We start from the raw sequence: 21,628 nt of genomic DNA on the forward strand, positions 1-21,628 counted from the left end.
CTTATATATGCGTTTTAAGGTTTTCAAAAATACAGTTTTATTATTTGTCTTGGTAGCAATTTCTTGTGGCTCTAAAACTAAGAATGATATGTCTTCAAATAATGAGATTCCGAAACAAGTTCAGAATGACACCACAATTCAAGAAGATAAAAAAATTATTGTCGGAGCTAATAGAACGAAAGAGTATTTACCATTATTGCGAGGTAAACGGGTTGGTGTTGTGGCGAATCAGACGAGTGTTATATTCATAAAAGACATACCTATAAAATTAGAAGCACCAAAAAGTCTTTCTGGTCAACATAAACCACTAGAATCAACCGTAACATTAAATCAGCATCTAGTAGATTCTCTTTTAGCTTTAAACATCACCATCAAAAAAGTGTTTTCACCTGAGCACGGATTTAGAGGCACTGCTGATGCTGGTGAAGATGTAAAAGATGGTATAGACACTAAAACGCAATTACCTATTTTTTCACTTCATGGAAAACACAAAAAACCCACTCAACAACAATTACAGGATTTAGACATTGTCGTTTTTGATATTCAAGATGTTGGTGTTAGGTTTTACACTTATATTTCTACGTTACACTATGTTATGGAAGCTTGTGCAGAAAACAATGTGCCATTGCTTATTTTAGATCGTCCAAATCCTAATGGTAATTATGTAGATGGTCCTGTATTAGAAAAAGAGCATAGTAGCTTTTTAGGTATGCACCCAATCCCTTTAGTGCATGGTATGACTATAGGTGAATATGCCAAAATGATTAATGGAGAAGGCTGGTTAAAAGATGGATTAACATGTAATATCACCATTATAGAAAATGAAAATTACACTCACGATAGTTTTTATAGCTTACCTATACGTCCTTCACCAAATTTACCAAATGATCAATCCATAAGATTATATCCAAGTTTAGGTTTGTTTGAAGGTACTGATGTTAATGCTGGTCGTGGAACAGAGTTTCAGTTTCAACGTTATGGTGCTCCATTTTTAGACCAAACACATTATACGTTTAACTATACTCCGCAACCAAATTTTGGATCTAAATTTCCTAAGCATAAGGATGTAGTTTGTTATGGTGTAGATTTATCTAATGTACAAGCAAAAAGGGAATTTACCCTAAAGTATATCATTGACGCATACAACCATGCCACAGATAAATCTAAGGTATTTAACACAGCTAATTTTACCAAACATGCCGGAACAACAAAACTGCAACAACAAATAGAATCTGGATTGAGTGAAGACGAAATTAGAGCAACTTGGAAAGCCGATATAGATGCTTACAAAAAAACGCGACAGAACTATTTAATCTATAATTAGTTATTACCTGTTAAGGCAACTTTGGTTGGTTCTGTTGATACCACTTCTTCTGAAATAGCATTCTTATGCAATTCTTTTGGAATGTCTCTCAGTATTTTAACTACAAATACAATGCGCTTTGGTGATTGCACCGCTACCAAAACATGTTTGCCTTTTGAGAGCTTATTTAAAGGTAATCTGTAGTACGTAGTATCTATATAAAAATCAAAATCTCTTCCGTAGTCCTTGTTGATGGAATAGAGATAATTAATTTTTTTATCACTTTGAAGAATTAATGTATCTCCAGTTTTATTTAATTTATGGATTAAGCCTTTGGCTTGAATATTTTTATTCTTCTCGAGCTTAGCATAAGGTTGTTGCTCTTGCGCATTTAGCGTAAAGCCCAGTAAGAAAATGAGAATAATAACGAGACAGATGCGGATTAAATTTTTCAATATATGACAGCATAAAGTTAAACAAAGGTTTGTTTATCTCAACACTAATTAATCAATCCGTAGCAAACATAAATGCTTTTCGATAAGATGCTATAAAAATCCTATCATCTACCCAAAAAATAGAGGAACTGCAACTTATGTTCATAAGATTGTTAAAAACTTTATTCCGAAAGCAATTCAATAAGTTGGTCTGGATAATCAGTAATAATACCATCAACTTTCCATGAAATCATTTGCTTCATGTCTTCTTCTTTATTTATAGTCCAAGGGATGACTTCAAAATTTTCGGCTTGTAAATTTCTGACTTTAATGGAATCTAACAATTTATAATATGGACTTATTATTTCTGGAAGCTTTACAACATCTAGTTTGGATATTTTGTTCCAAATATCTTCATCCTCATCAACCAATAAAGCGATTTTCATTTTAGGAGATTGCTTTCTAACTTCACTGAGAATTTTAATATCAAAAGACTGCAAATTAACACGATCAAACATTTTATGCGTATTAATTTCATCTAGAACAATCTTTACATAAGCAGCTGGTTGTGGCGTGTAAATACCGTAATAATTAGGCTCTGATTTAATTTCAATATTAAATCTTACGTCAGAATTTTTAGCTTTAACTAAATCAAAAACTTCGGACAAAAGCGGCTTGTATGTTTTTAGTTTTTCTTGTTTTGGATATGAAGGATGAAACTTAGAACCACAGTCAAATTGTTTTATCTCGCCATGGCTCATTTTGTACAAATTATATGCCATACCTAGAGAATCTGGTATCTCATCACCTGATGGATCTAAACATATTTTATTATTCATGTACGGCTCATGAGACACCACAACTTCATTATCTTTTGTTATGGCTATATCCAACTCTAGCGTGCTTACACCGAGTTCTATTGCTTTTTCGAACGCTGGCAGGGAATTTTCAGGAAGTAATCCTCGGCAGCCTCTATGGCCTTGGATATCGATTTGGGTTTCTGTATTACAGCTCATAAAGAAAACAACTAAACTATAAATAAAACTAGTCTTTAGTATCAGCGGAAAGCGTTGGTTTTTCATATTTTTGGAATGGTTGTTTTAGTAAATCTACAATATTACTATTCTTCTTTTCGTCTGGAAACACATCAACTCCATAAACCAGTTTCTCTCTATCTAAATACATATACGTTCCAAAAATGCGATCCCAAATACTGAAGATATTACCGTAGTTAGAATCTGTGTACGGTAATCTATAGTGATGGTGGATTTTATGCATATCTGGCGACACAATAACATAACTAAGTATTTTATCCAAACCTTTTGGCATCTTAATATTGGCATGTGTAAATTGTGTAAACACCAACGACATTGCTTGGTAAATCATTACAATGGCAATAGGTGTACCAACTATAAAAACTCCCAATAGCGTAAATGCGAATCTAATAAGACTTTCAATTGGATGATGTCTGTTAGCCGTTGTAGTATCTACTTTATGATCTGTGTGATGTACCAAATGCACCATCCAAAGTGGCTTTACTTTGTGCTCTACAAAATGTGCTAAATATGCTCCGAAAAAATCCAAAAACAACACTCCAATCAATACATACAACCATAATGGCATTTCTGGCAACCAGTTAATTAAACCAAAATCATTGGCAACAACCCAATCTGCTGTTCCCAACAACAAAAATGCCAATGCAAAGTTGATGATAACTGTCGTTAAAGTGAAAAAGAGATTCGGGATGGCATGTTGCCACTTATTGTATTTAAACTTAAATAAAGGCAGACCTCCTTCTAACAACCAAAAAAAAGCAATACCAGAAACAAGGATTATACTTCGGTGTTCTGAAGGTATGGTTTCAAAATAATTAAAGATAGTTTCCAATAGTTAAGAATTGAGATTAATAAGCATCTGCGCTTTTTTCAAATTTACTGAAGAAATTTTAGATTTCCATTTTTCAGCTTTGTCTGCATCTTGTCGACACATATAAGCTGTATAATACAAGAACGCAATAAATTCTGAATTGGCATTAGTAATCTCATCTGCATCAATCTTTTTTAAATATCTTAAAACTTTCTTTGGACGCTTTAATAGTAAGGACTGCTGTATTTCTAATAAATCGCAACGTTGTTGTAACATTTGCTTGTCTTCTGGAGATTCTTTGTTGGTAAATCTGCGTGCTTCATTTAGGTAAATACTTGATAATGCTATGAGATCTGGTCTTAATTGCTCTATTGAATACATAGAATAATCCATATACTTTGAAGCTAAAAAATAGGACGAATAAAAATCCTTTTCGGTATGGTACCCTCTTAGCTCTGGCGTTATATACCCAGTGTTTAAACCATATTTTTGAATGAGTGTGGTAATGTTCTGTAGATCTTCATAATAAAAGTCGGATGCGTTTAAAATATTACCATTTGCATCCATAATTTTTATAGAATTATCATTGAATTTTTCGATATATTTTTGACTACGCTTCCCTTTTATTTTAGCATACAAAACACCATACCTATCTTCATTTACTATTACTGGAACAAAATGTTTCCAAATCAATGGACTTATTTCTTCATCTACGAATAAATTAGAAATAAAAACGCGTCTGCCACTATCATCATTGACAAAAACCGGATAAGGATATTCAGTAGTTCCTTCCCAAACCATAAGTACCATTTTATTTTCCACAAGTGCTAACCTTTGCGCTATATCAAGATTAGTCATCCAAGCTTGCGAAAAGCTTAATTGCACTGTAAATAAAAGGACTATTGTTTTTAGCATACTGTTTTTCATTATTTTTTTAACCAGTTAGAAATCAAAAATTATTCCGAATTATTTATAACTGAATTCGCTTTTTCATTTCTTCAACAATATTATATGCAGCTGGACAAATGGCAACATTCTTTAGCGTTAAATTAGATATTTGCTGAAACTTTTTACGATCTGTATGCGGAAATTCTCTACATGCTTTTGGGCGTACATCGTAAATTGAACAATAATTATCTGCGCCTAAAAACGTACATGGCACAGACTGCAATACATAATCATTCTCTTCGTCTAGTCGTAAATAGGTTTCAATAAACTCCTGAGCTTTCATTTTAAATGACTTTGCAATACGCTGAATATCCTTATCCGTAAAGAGAGGACCTGTGGTTTTACAGCAGTTTGCGCACTCTAAACAATCTGTCCTGTTAAATTCTTCTTCGTGTAATTCTTGCATAAGATAATCTAACTGCTTTGGCGGTTTCTTTTTTAGCTTAGCAAAAAAGGTTTTGTTTTCCTTATGCTTATCTTTGGCGAGCTTTGGAAGGTTATTGATTTGGTCTTGCATAGTGTAAAAATACAAAGTTTTGCGCAAATTGTCTGTCATTAATAATAACGTAGTGACGTGGTAATTTCCTTGTTTAGAACTATCAATAAACAGATTGCTTCACTTTTTTTTTAGCAATGACGTAATTATGAAAGACATCTTCGGAAAAGCATTATTAGATTATCAATCAGGAAACTATTCTGAAGATATTATCACTTGGACCAACATCTCCGATAAAGACGAGTTACCACTTCCCTATTTATTTAGAGATTATTCTGAAATGCCAAAACTAGAACAAAAAGCTTTACAACTTTCTAAAGGAACAATTTTAGATGTTGGTTGTGGCACAGGAAACCACACGCTTTGGCTACAAGACAAAGGTTTTAATGTTAAAGGTATTGACAGCTCTAAAGGCGCAATTGAAGTTTGTAAACAACGTGGTGTTACTAATGCAGAATTTAAGCCTTTATTAGAAGAAACCGAGAAGTTTGACACCATTTTACTTTTAATGAATGGCACTGGTATTTTTCAGGAAATTATTCAGGTTTCTAAATACTTAAAGCATTTAAAATCGCTTTTAAAACCTAATGGACAAATCCTAATTGACTCTTCTGACATATCTTATATGTACCAAGACGATGATGGTGGTTTATGGATAGATATAAACAGTCATTATCCAGGAGAACTTGATTATTACCTCAGCTATAAAGGTGAAAAAGAAGTACCAATGAAATGGCTATATCTCGACTTTGAAACTTTAAACACAGCTTGCCAAACGGTTGGCTTAAAATGTGAGAAGGTTATGGATGGTGCGCATTTTGATTATTTAGCGAGAATTTCTCTATGATTTTTTCACGCAAAGTCGCAGAGGCGCAAAGTTTTATTCTAAATTCACCTCTACTATAATTGTAACTTTAACAAACTGACAAACTGTTATTTTTTTAGTATTTGAGTCTTGGCGACTCTGCCCTTTGCGAGATCATACTCACTGTACTTCCCCTCCAACAACAGTCTTCAGCACTTTAATATTAGGAATCTCTTTTACATCAACCGTCATAATATCTTTATCCAAAATGATAAAATCAGCAAACTTACCTACCTCTATGCTTCCTTTTTCGTCCTCTTCAAAATTAGAATAAGCTGCCCAAATAGTCATACCTCTTAAGGCTTCTTCTCTAGTTAGAGCATTTTCCATTTGAAAACCGCCTTCAGGATATTGTTTTAAATCTTGTCTAGCAACTGCTGCATAAAAGGTTAAAAATGGACTAACCTGCTCCACCGGAAAATCAGTACCTAGAGCTACTTTTCCATAAGCTTTTAATAATTGCTTGTAGGCATAAGCACCTTTTATACGGTCTTCACCTACGCGATCTTCTGCCCAATACATATCGCTAGTTGCATGGGTTGGTTGTATGGAAGGCATAATGTTTTTATATAAATCGAAATCCTCTGGAGATACTACTTGCGCATGTTCTACCCTCCAACGTCTATCTTCTTTTCCTTTTAAAACCTTATTATAGGTTTGTAAAACAGCATGGTTTGCAGAATCTCCTATGGCATGTGTATTCATTTGATAGTCTGAATTTGCAATACGCTCTGCAGACTTATTCAACGTTTCTAAATCAGTAACCAACAAGCCTAAATGACCAGGTTTATCTGAATAAGGCTCTCTTAGCATTGCACCTCTTGAACCCAAAGCACCATCAGCATAAAACTTAAACGAACGCACATTTAAGCGGTCGGTTTTTATGACTCCTTTATTTAAAAAATAATCCAAATGCTCTTCTGAAGCTGAAACCATCGCATAAACACGCATTTTTAAATCGCCAGTGTTATGCAAACTGTCTATAATCTCAATAGCGCCTCTTTTTAATCCAGCATCATCAACCGTAGTTAAACCCAAATCAAAACATAGCTCCTGAGCGGCTAAAAGCGCTTCTACAACATCTACTCTACTCGGTTTTGGCCAGTAGTCCATAACCAGATTTTCAGCATTATCAACCAAAACACCTGTGAGTTCACCGTTTTCAACGACCACTTCTCCACCTTCAATTTTACTATCTACAGTAACTTTACCTAAATCTAAAGCTGCTTGATTGCATAAAATAGCATGTCCATCTATACGCGTTAATGCTATTGGTGTATCTGGATATAGCTTGTTTAAAAGTCTGTTATTTGGAAATACTTTTTCCTCCCAATCATTCTGGTCCCAACCTCTACCAATTATAAAATCACGATTATGTGCATTCTGAAAGTTGGTAACACGCTTTACAACGTCTTCAAAACTAGTAGTGCCAACTAAATTTACAGCTTGCTTATTGAAGCCTAAGCCCAAAAAGTGACAATGTGCATCAATAAATCCTGGCACAATAGTATTTCCATCTGCATTTATAGTATCTATGGCTTTGAATTTGCTTTCAATTTCGCTTTGGCTTCCTACAGCAATAATTTTTCCATCTTTTACGGCAAAAGCTTCAGCTTTATTAAAAGCATCATCAACAGTATATATGTTTGCGTTGGTAACGATTAAATCGGCTTGGTCTTTTTCTTGTTGACAAGAGAAGACTGAAATTAATACTAGTAATGCAATTAGTTTTTTCATTTGGTTGGATTTAATTGAAGCATAATGTCATACTGACAACAAATCTTAATTTTTGAGATGTAAAAATAAGAAAAGCGTTCCGGATATGGAACGCTTAAAAAATTTGTAATTCTCTGATAAGATCCTGAAACAAGTTCAGGATGACACAGCGTGTCAAAAATCAAACTGATATGTTGCTCCTGCTAAAAATTGTATGCCTTGTACTGGGAAATTTAAATAACGTTCGTAATCTTGATTGGCAATATTATTCACTTTACCAAAAACTGAAAATTGGTCATTAATTTTATAACCCAAATGTGCATTAGCATCAAAATAACTGTCTAAAGTTACTGTCATTGGAGGTTCTGGCACAAATGTACCAACTATAATACTTTGGTCTTTACGCTCTCCAACAAAAAAGGCACTAGCACCAGCATACCATTTTTCTGAGATTTGAAAATCTAAAAACACAGAACCTGTTATGTCTGGTAAATTCCATGCTTCGTCTTGCGTTTCTGTATTATAATTAAAATACTCTCCTTTGATACCTAAAGTGAAATTTCTATTAACATCTATATTTAATTCACCTGCAACAGAAAACGTCTTAACATCGTCGTAAACTAAACCAAAAGAATTGCCATATTGGTAGTCTTCTGTAGCAAAGGTTTGTCCTTCGTTAGCTTTATACAATGCTTTACCTTCTTCGGCATAATAATTTCCTCTAATGTTATAGCTTACGTTATTAGATAACTTTCCTTTTAAACCTAATAAACCTTTGTAACGTTGGTCTGTTGGACCTACAAACAATGTTGGAGATACAAAAGGATTTTCATTGGCAAAATCGTAATAAGAATTTTGTTGCAACTCACCAGTTATACCACCATAAGCAATTAAAATTTCATCCACTAAACGGTATGACGCTTCAATATTTGGATAAATAAAGAACTTATTATCACTGAACTCTGTGTCGTTAAGATATACTAACCTTATACCTAAATTAACCGTTAAATCATCTTGCTTTAACTGATATGATGGAGACAAACCAAATGTAACATTGCCATATTTGATTTCGTCAGCACCGCTAAAGTCCTGATCAAAACTTCCACCAATATAATCTATGTAAAACTCAGTGCTAACTTCTTCACCTTGTATAGGAATATTAAAATTAGTTTTAGCTATAAATCTATTTTCGCCAGAATTTTGATTATCTCCAAAACGTCTAAAACGCACACTTCCATCTTTTATAATAGCATCATCAAATTTTAATTTTCCGCCAATATAAAAGCTATTGAATGCATGTCCTGGATCTATTTCCTCGGCTGTGGCTTCATTATCAAAAAACTCAGGAAGACCATACCAATTGTAGGTCATAAGATCTAAACCTCCATCTACTTTCCATGAAAAGTCCCTTAACTTTTGTGAGTAATGCGCATTTAAACTTGTTTTAGAAAAATTGTCATCCAAAAGCAAATCTTCAATACCTCCTGCAGAAGAATGATGACTAAAATAGCCACCAACGTTTTCGGTACTACTTAACTCATGGTTAAGATACACTTCTCCTAAAACCGAAGTATAAGTGCCAACACCCAAAGAAGCATAATTATCATAAAGTTTTACAGCTTTAGCCTTATCTACGGTTGCCGCTTTTCCTTTAGCTGGTGTAAAGGTAGAAGCCACAGGAATTGAAAATATATTATACTTCACTTCCTTTTTCTTTACCGCATTAGAGTCACTTAACTTAGGTGTATCTTTTATCTTAAAGGCATCAGAAATTGTTGGCGTATATGGTTTTACTACATTCACAACCTGATCGTCTATAGTATCTTTGGTACGTTCTTGAGCAAACGTAAAAGACAAACTACTTGATATGGTGATTATAAAAATTAAAAACTTGATTTTCATATTTTGTGTTTTGATTGAATCTTTAATTACCTAAAAACCTGTTAGAATTGGGTCAAACTCTCCTTCATCTAGACATTCACTAAAATTTTGTTGTTCTATTGGTGGATTATTAGTAAATAAACAGAATGTACCTGATTTCATAAAAGTTTGCTCATCTTCAATTACAATCTTGTATTTATAGGTACCATCTTCATGGGTAGTTATTCCAAATTCTGTTTGCTCACCATTTGGAAAAAGAGCCTCTTGATTACCTAAACTTCCTACATAATTAGTACTTTCAAAAACTACTTCATCCATAGAATTATAAATTGTAACGGAATGATTTGGGTAGTTCTCTATATTTGTTACTCCGAATAAATCTCTATAAGCATCATTATTTGGCGTCACTATATCTGAAACTGAAATCTCACCTCCAACAGATTGGTCTAGGTTATCCACATTAGGTCCAAAAACTGGATCATCAGAACAGCAACCAGCGAATACATCTATCTCTTCTTGGTTACTATCATCATCCCCACAAGATGTGAATGAAATCATTAATAGTGTTATGATAAAAAATGGTATGTAATATTTAGAGTTTTTCATTGCTGAAATTAAGTTTTTGATTTTCGACTATGAGATTCCTGCCTTCAAAGGAATTTGTTAATTATCGTCTGTTTCGATTGATGAATTTGTTTTTGCTTCTTCGGCTTTAATTTTATTCAGTTCCGTTCTTGCTTCTTGTACGACATCGTCAAAGTCTGGGAAATTAGAAATAACACTTTCTAGAATATATGTGGCTTGAAAAGCATCACCTAGAGCGTAGAAATTCTTCGCCATTACAACCAAACCTTTAGCGCTGTAGTATTTATAACTGCTATAATCTTTTGCTAATTTTTGAATGGTTGCATTTGAAGCTTCATACTTACCTTCTTTATTTTTAAAGTAGCCATTGTAGTACAATGCTTCTGCAGCAACACTTCCTGTTGCAATTTTTTCTACATCAGCATAAGCCTCTTTTGCCTTGGATTCATTACCCGTTTTTATTGCCGAACGTGCAATGATAATCTTAGCATCACTCTTTACTTTATTGTCTAAGTTAGAATGACCCAAAACCTTCTCTGCATAAGTTTCTGCTGCATTAAAATCTTCTGTTTGGTAGTAGGCATTCATTAAATTAGATTGCGCATACAACACGTTTTGAGGATAATCTGCTTCTGCTTCTAAGGTTTTTAAAACCGGAATTGCTTTAGACCAATTAGAGTTGTTCAGATAGATTTCGCACAACTTTACAGTGGCTTGCTCTGTATATTCACTTTTTGATGCATCCACTACATATTTGTAATGTGGTTGTGCGTTTTCAAATAAGCTCTTTTTGTAATACATCTGTGCTAAATAAAAGTGAGATTTTAGTGCATGTATTCCATTTGGAAACTGATTTAGATACTTGTTAAACTGCTTAATTGCATTGTCTGTATCATTATCTAAATACGGCTTTTCAGCTGCTAAGTACATGGTATTATCCAATTCAACATCTGTAACCTCAACATAACCTAAGGACTGTACCCAACGTGCATATTCATCTACGCGTCCTAAATCAATATAAATTAAACGCGCTGTAGAAACCGCCTGAACCGCTTCACCAGAACCTGGAAAATCATTAGCCACTTTTTTGAACTTGGTTAAAGCACGCTCATTATCATTAGTATTATAATACACTAAACCTTGTCGTAATAAAGCTTTTGAAGTAAAAGCACTACGCTTGTACTCAGAATTTAAGCGATCGTACATTTGCATCGCTTTATTAGTTTCATTAGACTTTACATAAGAATTTGCCAGTTCATACATAGCATCATCTCTTAAAGCTGATTTAGGATAACCTTCAATAAACGTATTTAATTCAGAAATTTTTGTAGAACTCTTACCTAAATATCCTTGGCTCATTGCTTTTTGAAATGCTGCATAATCTGTTTCTATTTCATTGATTTGAATAGCTTTATCATAAGCATTAATAGCGCTTTGGTACTTGCTCGACACAAAGTATCCATCTGCTAATCTTAAGTAAGCATCATTTCTACGTTGTCTGTCACTAGAGTTTTTATCAATAAATTTTTGAAAATATGTAGAAGCGTTGTTATAATCTTTCAACTTAAAATACGTATAAGCTAGGTTATAATCCAGATTATCATTTTCTGGTAAATCTGAAGCCTCAGACATACCTGCGAACTGCTTAAAACCTATTAAGGCATCATTATAATTGGTTAGGTTATATTCTGTTTCAGCTTTCCAAAACGTCGCTTTTGCAACAAAAACAGGATCTCTAGGTTCTTTCAACGAACTATTAAATAAATCCAAAGCTTCACTGTATTTTGTTTCGTTATATAACTCAATACCTCTAAAAAATGCTACTTTTTGATAAGCCACTTTGTTTTCAAAACTTTTCTTGCCTTTTAAAAGCTCTAAGGCTTCTTTGTAGTTTTTTGAAGTGATATAAGAATCGATTAGTAACGTTTCAATTTCTTCCTTGTAACTTGTTTCTGGATATTTATCTAAATAACCAGCTAATACCTGAGGAACCGATTGATAAGGGTTACCAATCTCATAACTAATCTTAGCATAATTTAACCAAGCATCTTCCTGAATCTTTGTGTCATAGTCCATCTCTGAAGCATTTCTGAATGCGTTCAGTGCTTCTTGTTTCTTATCTAAATTAATATAACTCTCACCTAAATGGTAATAGGCATTTTGTGCTACGGAATTATTACCATCAATGATTTTATTGAATTCGGAAATTGCAGCTTCAAAATCATTCTGTTTATAGTAGGTGTAACCTAATTGATAGTAATCGGTATTATTCCATTTGCCTTGTTTGCCTTGATACGCTTTAAGATATGGTAATGCCTCAGCATATTGCTCTAGATTAAAATAACTTTCTCCTATTATTTTTGAAAGTTCAGATTCTTCAACTCCTCTGCTATTTGGAAGTTGTTCTTTGGCTAGTTCTATAGCTTTATCAAATTTTCCTAATTTGAAATTTAAATCGGCTTGATAGTAAGATAACTTCTCTTTGTATTTTTCGTTATCGCTTACCTGATCAAAATACTCATTGGCTGTATCATAATCATCACCTTCGTAAGCCATATAACCAATGTAATATTTGGCTTGCGAACCATATTCTTTAGACGTAGTAACACGATTTAGATATTTTGTAGCTTGTGTTTTGCTTTTAGTTGCGTACAAGCTATATCCATAATTAAAATTGAAGCGGTCGCGCTCTGAACGTGCAATACTAAGTTCATCAACTTTTTGATACCATTTGCGAGCATAAGCATATTTTGAATTCTCAAAATAGTAATCTGCAACATCGAGATAGGCTGTATTGCGCTTGGTACTTGTTGGATATTCTTCTACAAACTCTGTTATTAAATCATCCGCATTATTTTGGTTTAAGCGCACAGCACAATTAGCAATATAATAGGCGCAATCTGATTTTATTGTAACATCGCTTGTGTTATACTTAATATCGTCAAACAAAGACTGCGCTGCTTTGTATTGCTTATTGTTGTATAATGTCAATGCTTTCTGATAATCTTGTAAATCACTTGTGTAAACTGCCGACTTTTGGGCAAAGCCAAGTAATGAAAAGGTAAGAAAAACGATGATGAATTGTTTTTTTGAAAGTAGCATTAGTTTCGTTTTTATTGATGATTCAAATATAATTCAATACAAAATCTATAACGCTAGAAATTGTGTATAATTATAAACGGATTTATTAAATATTTTTTTACTTCTATTATTTTAGTTTACTTCAATCTGCTAAACCTTCTTCTCTAATTAAAATAGCCAACCGAATAATCTTTTAAAAAAGCTCATTTTATACTTTTGCTTTTCAAATTCAATTCTAAAGACACCAAAGTTATCAGCAGACTTTGTAGCTACTGTATTATGCAAAGGTTTTTCGAATGCTGAAAGTGCCATTGGAAACATAACCTTCTTGTTGTCCGAAATTTTTCCAGATTTTACAACTACTGCTCTATTTTCAAGATCATATATTTTATACGAAGTTCCTTCTTCAATACCATATTCAGAAAAATCCACTAGAACATCATTTCCTTCCTTTTGTAAAAGTGCTACATTGTAATGATTGGGTTTGGTACTTAATTCTGAAACCATTAAAACGGGATCAATTTCAAAATCTGTGAGGTGGTTCCATTCGCTATTAGTATCGATATTATAGATTTTTTGCCAATCGGTGAGTTTGTAGTCTTTATATTTTAAGATTCTTAAACCAGCCGTTTTCCTAGTATGAAACTTATTGTAATCAAAATTCATAGCACCTGACTCTAATGCTGGTAATGTTGATTTTTCAAAATGCACATAACCTGTATAAACTGTATTGTGCTTAAACTCTACAGACTTAGCATGAAGAATGTTTAAGGTATTGTTTCTCCCAATTATAATGTTATCAATAATTGATATATCCTCAACCAAAGCTCTTGCTGTAAAGCCTAGAGTTAATGAGGATCCATAACCGAAATTTTTTGTGTCACTAAAATCGGTATTGTGATAAAGCACGTTATTTTTTACTGTAATGTCTTTAGCTACGTTTATGCCATCAGCATCTCCGGATGCAATAATGAGATTATCCCAAGGCTTACCAGATGGAGCACCATTATTGAATATTACATTATCTGTAAGGGTTACATTTTTAACAAACTCTTTTTGTGTTTTTGAAGTTGCAGACCATACTTCAATACCCTTATAGTAATTATTAAAAATTATATTATTTCTTATGTGACGTATTTTACTACTTTGATTCTGAACATAGATACCAACGCCATGTCCTCTTTGGCCTTGATAACCATTATTGTATATAACACAATCTTCGATACTGGTTCCACCAGTAAGCTTCCAAGAGCCCATTCCAGAACTCGGCACATTATGTATTACTAAATTTTGAAACTTACAGTCTTCACCTTTTACATGGTTAATACCAGTAACGGTTTTAAAATTTTCATCAGATGCTAAACGTGGATAACTACCTAAGAAAGTAATTTCAAAATTCTTATAAATCACTCTATCTCCATTAACTTCTAAGACATGAGGTTCTTTACTTTCAACATTTCCGTTTAGAACTACCTTATCATTTTTATAAGCAGTAACGGTAATATATTTATCTTTAAGTGTAGATGCTATTGTACTTTTGTAACGTCCGTTATAAATTCCATTATGCAGCCAAATAATATCGCCTCCATTTACACGTTGTGATGTTTGTGAAAGAGCGGTTTGTAGATCCCATGGTTTAGTAATACTACCATCGCCATTAGGTGAACCCTTTATTGTTTTGCCATCAATTGGAAAGACGTGAAACTCTTTTTGGGCAAAAGAATACAGGCCTAAAAACAAGAATACTATTAGAATTAGTTGTTTCATAAAATAACTTTTCCAATTACTATGCCAAGTTATAATAAGTATTTGGGATTTGAAATTTTAAGCAATACATTTACGCATACTTAAATTGAAGTAAAAAAATATGTCCGAAACGGTTTTACAACTCAAAGATGCAACCATTTATCAAGGTGATAGTATGGTACTAGCCAATGTAAATTTTGAAATGGAAAAAGGTGACTTTGTCTATCTTATTGGAAAAACTGGTAGTGGCAAAAGTAGCTTTATGAAAACGCTTTATGGTGATCTAGAACTTACCGAAGGAGAAGGCCATGTTGTAGATTTTAACTTACGAACAATGAAGGAAAAAGACATTCCTTTTTTACGCAGAAAGTTAGGGATTGTATTTCAGGATTTTAAGTTGTTACCAGATAGAACTATTAACGGAAATTTGGAATTTGTGCTTAAGGCAACGGGCTGGAAAGATAAAGACAAAATAAAAGATAGAATAGAAACCGTTCTCGACAAGGTGGCAATGAAAACCAAAGGTTTTAAATACCCACACGAGCTTTCTGGAGGGGAACAGCAACGTATAGCCATTGCGCGCGCATTGCTTAATGACCCAGAATTGATTTTAGCAGACGAGCCTACTGGAAATTTAGATCCACAGACCAGTATTGAAGTTATGGAAGTCTTGCAAGACATCAATAAAAATGGTAATACTATTTTAATGGCTACACACGATTACGCACTACTTTTAAAATATCCGAGTAAAACTTTGAAGTGTGATGAAAACAAAGTTTTTGAAGTAGTGCAACGCAAAAGCTAAACTATACAAGAAACAAACCATGCTGTCTATACTGATACCAGTATATAATTATTCCATTAACAGCCTATTAACTTCATTAAATAAGGCTGTTGAGAGCTTAGACTGTACTTATGAAATTCTATGTTTAGAGGACGGTTCTAAATCATACTTAGATGATAATAAAGTTGCTTGTATTTCCACAAAAAATACTGCTCATATCATTTCAGATGAGAATATTGGCAGTGTAGCATCACGTAAACTACTTGCACAAAAAGCCAAATACGATTGGTTGCTTTTTTTAGATGCCGATGTTAAACTAATAGACAATAGTTTAATTCATAATTATTTAAATTGTTTTAAAAGCACATACGATGCTATTTATGGTGGTTGCAGTTATGATTCAGTTAGACCTAATGATGAGAATATTCTACGATGGAAGTATGGGTCTGTGTATGAACAAGTTAATGCGAAATCACGAAACAAAAATCCTTTTAAGCATTTAGTTTCTGCTAATTTTTTTATTAAAAAAAGTATTTTTTTAGAGGTTAGTTCTGAAATTAAAAGCAAAAGTTATGGCAATGATTTATTTTTTGCTTCAATCATGAAATCTAATAACGTTAAGGTTTTGCATATAGATAATTTTGTTATTCACCAAGGGCTCGATAGTAATGAAAAGTTTTTGCAAAAAGTAAAACAAGCTGTTTATAATCTTTATAAACATTACCAATCAAATACAATAGAACCATACGAAAACAGCCTTTTAAAAACTTTTAAAAAGGCTGAGAAGCTTTATCTGAACAGACTTATTGCTTTACTATTTCATCTAACCGAAAGCCCTATAAAAAAGCACCTGTTAGGAAGTAATCCGAGCATTAAACTACTACAGTTTTATAAATTAGGTTACCTTTGCTCATTAAGTATCAAAAAAAAATGACTCCTTTTTTTTCGGTTGTAGTTACTGTCTATAATAAGTCACATTTTGTAGAAAAAACAATTTCAAGCATTCTTAATCAATCTTTTAGTGATTTTGAACTCATTATCATTGATGATGGTAGTACAGATAACAGTGTAGAAGTTTTAAACAGAATAAAAGATAAAAGAATCTCTATATATCCAACTAAAAACCAAGGTGTATCCGCTGCTCGAAATCTAGGTTTAACTAAGGCAGAATCTGAATATGTTGCACTTTCTGATGGTGATGATATTTGGTTAGAAAATCATTTAGAAGAACTTAAGCGTCTTATAATGGACTTCCCAGACTGTGGTATCTACGCAACAGCTTACGAAAAGCACTTTTTTGAAAACTATATAACCAAGCCCAAATTTCAACATGTAGACCATCCATTTTTTGGCATTGTGGATGATTACTTTAAATCTAGCATGATAGATAGCATACTTTGGACATCAGCAGTTGCAATTCCTAAAACAATTATTGATAAAGGATATTGCTTTGATGAAAGCTTAGGCTGGGGAGAAGATAATGATTTATGGATACGCATAGCCAATGACTTTAAGGTTGCTTTTTCATCTACACCAACAGCAAATAAAATGGTTCATACAAAGGATAATCATCTATCGCTAACGAAAGATATTCCCAATCTTATAATGATGATAGATAAACATAAAGATGCCGAAACCCAAAATCCGTCGTTAAAGGCCTATTTGGATGTCAATAGATTTATGATTGCAATGGAAGCTAAGTTGAGAAATGATTACTATAACTTTAAAAAAGTAAGTGCAGATATAAAACCTGAACATCTTAATTCAAAATTGAAGATACTATTGTGGTTACCACCTGGTGTTTTAAGAGGGTTAAAAAGGTTAAAGTTTTTCCTGTTAAAAAAACGCCTTTACATATCACCTTTTAGATAATAAAAAATCATCATATTCCCTTACATATTCACTTTCATTGTAATTAGTAGAAGCTAACACTAAACACACAGCACCTGAAGAAAAGTTGTCTATCTCTCGCCAAATATGGGTCGGAATGTATAAGCCTTGAGTAGGTTTGTTTAATGTAATGCGCTTTTTTAATTTACCATCATCTACAATAACCTCAAAACTACCACTAAGTGCTATAATTACAGATTCTTGTTCCTTATGTGCGTGTCCACCTCTATAACTATCACTTGGTACATCGTAGAGATAATATACACGTTTTATAGCAAAAGGTATTGCGTCTTTTTCAATTACAGCGAGAGAGCCACGTTCATCGTGTACCTTTGGAATATTAATTATGGTTGTATCTTTTATTGTACTCATCAGCTATTTTAATAAGGTTTTCCATTGCTGTTTAATATCGTCTTTAGAAAACTTCTCAACACTCTTTTTAGCATTAGACTTGCATTGTAAATATAAATCTTTATCCTCTAACATTCTATTCATAGCTTTTGTAAGCGCTTCTATATTATCATTCTCCACCAACAAACCATTTTCCTCATGAATAATAACTTCGTTAGGACCAGATTTACAATCCACAGAAACAACCGGAGTGCCCAAAGCTAAAGACTCAGGTATTACCATCGGAAAACCTTCATACCTACTTGTTAGCACTGTAAAATAAGCATTTTTGACAATATTGTATGGACCAGGATTAAAAGGTAAAAATTCTACAAATTGGCTAAGGTTCATCGTTTTAACTTTTTCCTGAAGCATGTCCTTATCCTCACCATCACCTAAAATCTTTAACTTAACGTTATTTTTTTTCAAAACAGATATATCATATGCATCGATAAGTAGGGAAATATTTTTCACTTTATCATCTAACCTTCCAAAATACAATATATAAGGTTCATAGGAAGTATCATCAATGATTTGCTGTGTTGTTAAATCTGGTATAGGATTGTATATGGTTGTTATTCTGTTGAAACCATATTTATGTTTTAATTTATCAGCAATTGCTTTAGAAACAGAGACAATTCTTGTTACTGACCCATAAAGGTATTTCCCGAGTAATCGATTAGGGTTTATATAATTATCAGTATTATAACTATGAACATAATAAATAACGTTTTGATTAGAATAAACCCATTTAGAGATTACTAATTCCTTAAAAAAACCTATTCGTGTTCTATTGTCAATAACATAATCAAAATCGTGTTGTTTTATATAATTATGAAATACTCTTAAGCGTTTAAGCCTACCTAATCTAGAGTCATCTTGTAATTTCAACTCACCAAGATTCAATAATTCTCCTTTATATGGGTAATCTACATAGTGCAATACTGATACAATATGAACTTGAAATCCTAAATCAAAAAGTATCTCAGACAATAAAGCAGATGAACGTTCTGCACCACCAATGCCAAGTGAAGAAACCACAATACATATTTTTTTGGTGCTCGTTTTAATCATTTACATTTATATTTGAAAACAAATGTAACGATATAAATGAAACATCCACACAGCACATCATCGTTAAGTATAATTGCAAAAGGGATGTAACAAATGTCTTATAAAACCCTATAAACTATCGTATGAAAATTTTATTGGTAGGTGAATATAGCAGGCTTCACAATTCTTTAAAGGAAGGATTGCAATCCTTAGACCATGATGTAACGATTGTTGCAACAAAAGATGGATTTAAAAATTATGAGCTTGACCTACCAATACAAAAAAAATATGAAAAAGGATTTTCAAAAAAATTAAAGAATCTAATTTATAGGCTTACAAAAATTGATCTAGAATCGCTTCAGATAAAAAAACAGATTATAGATTTAAAGCCTAAAATAAGCGATTTTGATGTTGTACAATTTATAAACGAAGCTTCTTTTGGTTGTACTGCCAGTATAGAAAAGGACATCTTTGATTTAATTTCAAATTGGAATAAAACTGTTTTCCTTTTGTCCTGTGGCACGGATTATATTAGCATAAAATACGCAAATGACAATAAACTGAGATATTCCATACTAACTCCATACAAAAATGGAAAGGACAGAACTTTTCTAAGTGCATATGGATTGAAGTTTTTACAGCCAGATTTTATTAAACTTCATCATCATATTTACAACTCTATTATTGGAGTAATTGCTTCAGACTTAGATTACCATTTACCTTTAAAAAATCATCCTAAGTATTTAGGACTCATTCCCAATCCTATAAATACAGAACAATTAGAATTTCAGAAATTAAATATTAAAGACAAAATTGTAATTTTTCATGGTATTAATTCTAATAATTATTTCAAAAAAGGGAATGACATATTTGAAGAAGCATTAAAAATTATAACAAAAAAACACTCTGACAAAGTAGAGGTCTTAACCGTCAGAAGCTTACCTTATAAAGATTACATCAAGGCTTATAACGAAGCTCATATTCTTTTAGATCAAATCTACGCGTACGACCAAGGGTATAACGCTTTAGAGGCTATGGCTAAAGGAAAAGTGGTGTTCACTGGAGCAGAACAAGAATGGTTGGAATATTATAATCTTACAAAAGACACCATTGCAATTAATGCACTCCCCAATGCTGAACATATTGCTAAAAAACTTGAATGGCTTATTGAAAATCCCGATAAATTGATTGAGATATCATCTAATGCAAGACGGTTTATAGAAGAGCACCACGATTATAGAAATTCAGCTAAAACTTATTTAAATACTTGGCAAAAGCATTTATAAAAAGTTTATTCTTGGTTTGAAATTTTATTACTGTAATAGATTTTAACTACAAAAATTACAATAATGAAATAAATAAGATACCTAACAAAATGTGCTATTACAACGCCTTCTGTCCCATAGTAAGGAATAAAAACTTTTGAAAGTATAAAAAACAATCCCAGAGAAACTACTTCTGTAAACACAAAACTCTTTACCAGTCGTTTTGCCAAAAACTGATGGGCTAAAACTAAAGCACTCAACCTCACAAAATCTCCTAATAATTGCCACTTAAACAATGGCTCCATTCCTGTAAATTCAGGATAAATGATTTGTATAATTACATTTCTAAAAAAATAAACCAAAAGCATTCCTATTCCAAATATTGGCAGAATGGTTTTATAAATATTAAAAACTTCATTTTTAAAGTCTATTTTATTAGTGATACTAGCAAATTTTGGTATCACATAAAGTGAAAATAAACCTGTTGCAAATACCATATAATTTTTAGAAATAAATGAAATTGCTGTCCAATAACCAGCTTCGTTTACATTAATTTCATCGGTTACTGTTGTTCTAATATTAATCTCAATATAGTTAAGTAAAAAAGCGGAAACGAAAGACATTAAGCTAAATGCTAAAAGCTTGTTTTTATAATTGAGAGTCAGTTTTAAATCTTTAAAATCAATATATTTTTTTAGTGTCTTACCAAAAACAAAGCCCACAACAACTAGTTGTAATATTGGTGCAATGGCTATGGCAATAATTACACCTTCTAACCAAGCTGCATATAGTCCAATAAGAATTGCTACGGTTGCCAATAGGTAGCTTATTAATTCTATTTTAGCATACTTTTTATAATCCGAAAGTCCACTTACAACTCCATTAATGACTCTATTGACAGCTATAAAAGGCACTATTACGGCTAACAGCTTAAATACATAAACAAAATCGTAAGAAGAAAAAAGATAGTTTGAAAAATAGTTAGAACCAAAAAACAATACGACTCCAGAAATAAAAGAACCAATGATTATAAAAACGGTTGAAGTTGAAAACAATTTTGCCAACTCTGGCTTATTTTCTTTGTGCTGAGCCACATATTTTATAACACCACTGAACGTCCCTAATGTAGAAGTACTTGTAAGCATTACCATAACATTACGTACTTGCCCAATACTAGCAATACCAGCTTCACCGACAGTAACAGCTAATAGACGCTGAATAAATACTGAAACAATCAATCTTATGGTAATAACCACAGCATTAAGAGACGTAATCTTAAGAACAGTATTACCACTAAGTAATTTAGGAAGTTTCACGTAAAATTA

19 protein-coding genes are annotated in these 21,628 nt (G+C 32.6%); 6 read left to right on the forward strand and 13 right to left on the reverse strand.

Going from position 1 to position 21,628, the window contains the following annotated elements:
• Window positions 1-7 precede the first annotated feature (7 nt).
• Window positions 8-1,324 (forward strand): exo-beta-N-acetylmuramidase NamZ family protein, encoded by a 1,317-nt coding sequence (locus tag ACFFGA_RS15455; protein ID WP_386065419.1) that lies wholly within the window; start codon window positions 8-10, stop codon window positions 1,322-1,324.
• Here the strand turns inward: ACFFGA_RS15455 and ACFFGA_RS15460 are convergent.
• The 5 genes from ACFFGA_RS15460 to ACFFGA_RS15480 form a co-directional block, all read right to left on the reverse strand.
• The gene (locus tag ACFFGA_RS15460) at window positions 1,321-1,758 is read right to left on the reverse strand and encodes a hypothetical protein (RefSeq protein ID WP_386065421.1); all 438 of its coding nucleotides are present in this window, start codon (window positions 1,756-1,758) and stop codon (window positions 1,321-1,323) included. The genes ACFFGA_RS15455 and ACFFGA_RS15460 overlap by 4 nt on opposite strands.
• A gap of 161 nt (window positions 1,759-1,919) precedes the next feature.
• Window positions 1,920-2,753: a glycerophosphodiester phosphodiesterase gene (locus tag ACFFGA_RS15465; protein ID WP_386065423.1), complete on the reverse strand. Its 834-nt coding sequence runs from the start codon at window positions 2,751-2,753 to the stop codon at window positions 1,920-1,922.
• A gap of 28 nt (window positions 2,754-2,781) precedes the next feature.
• Entirely contained in the window at window positions 2,782-3,624 is an 843-nt protein-coding gene (locus ACFFGA_RS15470; RefSeq protein WP_386065425.1) for a sterol desaturase family protein, read from the reverse strand.
• A gap of 3 nt (window positions 3,625-3,627) precedes the next feature.
• Window positions 3,628-4,518, reverse strand: coding sequence for a hypothetical protein (locus tag ACFFGA_RS15475; RefSeq protein WP_386065427.1), 891 nt, complete (start codon window positions 4,516-4,518; stop codon window positions 3,628-3,630).
• A 55-nt stretch (window positions 4,519-4,573) separates the two neighbouring features.
• The gene (locus tag ACFFGA_RS15480) at window positions 4,574-5,068 is read right to left on the reverse strand and encodes a YkgJ family cysteine cluster protein (RefSeq protein ID WP_386065429.1); all 495 of its coding nucleotides are present in this window, start codon (window positions 5,066-5,068) and stop codon (window positions 4,574-4,576) included.
• A gap of 127 nt (window positions 5,069-5,195) precedes the next feature.
• Here ACFFGA_RS15480 and ACFFGA_RS15485 point away from each other — a divergent pair, with 127 nt between their 5' ends.
• Window positions 5,196-5,894, forward strand: coding sequence for a class I SAM-dependent methyltransferase (locus ACFFGA_RS15485; protein WP_386065431.1), 699 nt, complete (start codon window positions 5,196-5,198; stop codon window positions 5,892-5,894).
• Between the two features lie 138 nt (window positions 5,895-6,032).
• Here ACFFGA_RS15485 and ACFFGA_RS15490 read toward each other — a convergent pair whose 3' ends face one another.
• The 5 genes from ACFFGA_RS15490 to ACFFGA_RS15510 form a co-directional block, all read right to left on the reverse strand.
• The gene (locus ACFFGA_RS15490; protein ID WP_386065433.1) at window positions 6,033-7,649 is read right to left on the reverse strand and encodes an amidohydrolase; all 1,617 of its coding nucleotides are present in this window, start codon (window positions 7,647-7,649) and stop codon (window positions 6,033-6,035) included.
• A gap of 153 nt (window positions 7,650-7,802) precedes the next feature.
• A complete protein-coding gene (locus ACFFGA_RS15495) occupies window positions 7,803-9,530 on the reverse strand; it encodes a TonB-dependent receptor (protein WP_386065435.1) in 1,728 nt (575 codons plus the stop codon).
• A gap of 30 nt (window positions 9,531-9,560) precedes the next feature.
• Window positions 9,561-10,115, reverse strand: a complete 555-nt coding sequence (locus ACFFGA_RS15500; RefSeq protein ID WP_386065437.1) for a T9SS type B sorting domain-containing protein — start codon at window positions 10,113-10,115, stop codon at window positions 9,561-9,563.
• A gap of 57 nt (window positions 10,116-10,172) precedes the next feature.
• Window positions 10,173-13,196: a tetratricopeptide repeat protein gene (locus ACFFGA_RS15505; protein WP_386065439.1), complete on the reverse strand. Its 3,024-nt coding sequence runs from the start codon at window positions 13,194-13,196 to the stop codon at window positions 10,173-10,175.
• Between the two features lie 147 nt (window positions 13,197-13,343).
• Window positions 13,344-14,942, reverse strand: coding sequence for a right-handed parallel beta-helix repeat-containing protein (locus ACFFGA_RS15510; RefSeq protein WP_386065441.1), 1,599 nt, complete (start codon window positions 14,940-14,942; stop codon window positions 13,344-13,346).
• Between the two features lie 100 nt (window positions 14,943-15,042).
• Here ACFFGA_RS15510 and ACFFGA_RS15515 point away from each other — a divergent pair, with 100 nt between their 5' ends.
• Genes ACFFGA_RS15515 through ACFFGA_RS15525 form a run of 3 tightly spaced genes read left to right on the forward strand, consistent with a single transcriptional unit; the run spans window position 15,043 to window position 17,577 of the window.
• Complete coding sequence (locus tag ACFFGA_RS15515; RefSeq protein ID WP_386065443.1) at window positions 15,043-15,726, forward strand: cell division ATP-binding protein FtsE; 684 nt, start codon at window positions 15,043-15,045, stop codon at window positions 15,724-15,726.
• Window positions 15,727-15,745: 19 nt separating this feature from the next.
• A complete protein-coding gene (locus ACFFGA_RS15520) occupies window positions 15,746-16,639 on the forward strand; it encodes a glycosyltransferase family 2 protein (protein WP_386065445.1) in 894 nt (297 codons plus the stop codon).
• Entirely contained in the window at window positions 16,636-17,577 is a 942-nt protein-coding gene (locus tag ACFFGA_RS15525; protein ID WP_386065447.1) for a glycosyltransferase family 2 protein, read from the forward strand. The genes ACFFGA_RS15520 and ACFFGA_RS15525 overlap by 4 nt, the downstream gene beginning before the upstream one ends.
• On the opposite strand, the gene ACFFGA_RS15530 is transcribed toward ACFFGA_RS15525, so the two are convergent.
• Both ACFFGA_RS15530 and ACFFGA_RS15535 read right to left on the reverse strand, forming a co-directional pair.
• Window positions 17,563-17,967 (reverse strand): sugar 3,4-ketoisomerase, encoded by a 405-nt coding sequence (locus ACFFGA_RS15530; RefSeq protein WP_386065449.1) that lies wholly within the window; start codon window positions 17,965-17,967, stop codon window positions 17,563-17,565. The two genes, ACFFGA_RS15525 and ACFFGA_RS15530, sit on opposite strands and share 15 nt — an antisense overlap.
• Window positions 17,968-17,970: 3 nt before the next feature.
• Window positions 17,971-19,059 carry a glycosyltransferase gene (locus tag ACFFGA_RS15535; RefSeq protein ID WP_386065451.1) on the reverse strand — a complete coding sequence of 363 codons (1,089 nt, stop codon included), beginning with the start codon at window positions 19,057-19,059 and terminating at the stop codon, window positions 17,971-17,973.
• Window positions 19,060-19,181: 122 nt separating this feature from the next.
• On the opposite strand from ACFFGA_RS15535, the gene ACFFGA_RS15540 reads away from it, so the two are divergent.
• Window positions 19,182-20,324, forward strand: a complete 1,143-nt coding sequence (locus ACFFGA_RS15540; protein WP_386065453.1) for a glycosyltransferase — start codon at window positions 19,182-19,184, stop codon at window positions 20,322-20,324.
• Window positions 20,325-20,329: 5 nt separating this feature from the next.
• Here the strand turns inward: ACFFGA_RS15540 and ACFFGA_RS15545 are convergent, their stop codons facing one another.
• Window positions 20,330-21,619: an O-antigen translocase gene (locus tag ACFFGA_RS15545; protein ID WP_386065455.1), complete on the reverse strand. Its 1,290-nt coding sequence runs from the start codon at window positions 21,617-21,619 to the stop codon at window positions 20,330-20,332.
• Window positions 21,620-21,628: the final 9 nt, after the last annotated feature.

The organism is Winogradskyella pulchriflava (assembly GCF_042434315.1).
GTDB lineage: Bacteria > Bacteroidota > Bacteroidia > Flavobacteriales > Flavobacteriaceae > Winogradskyella > Winogradskyella pulchriflava.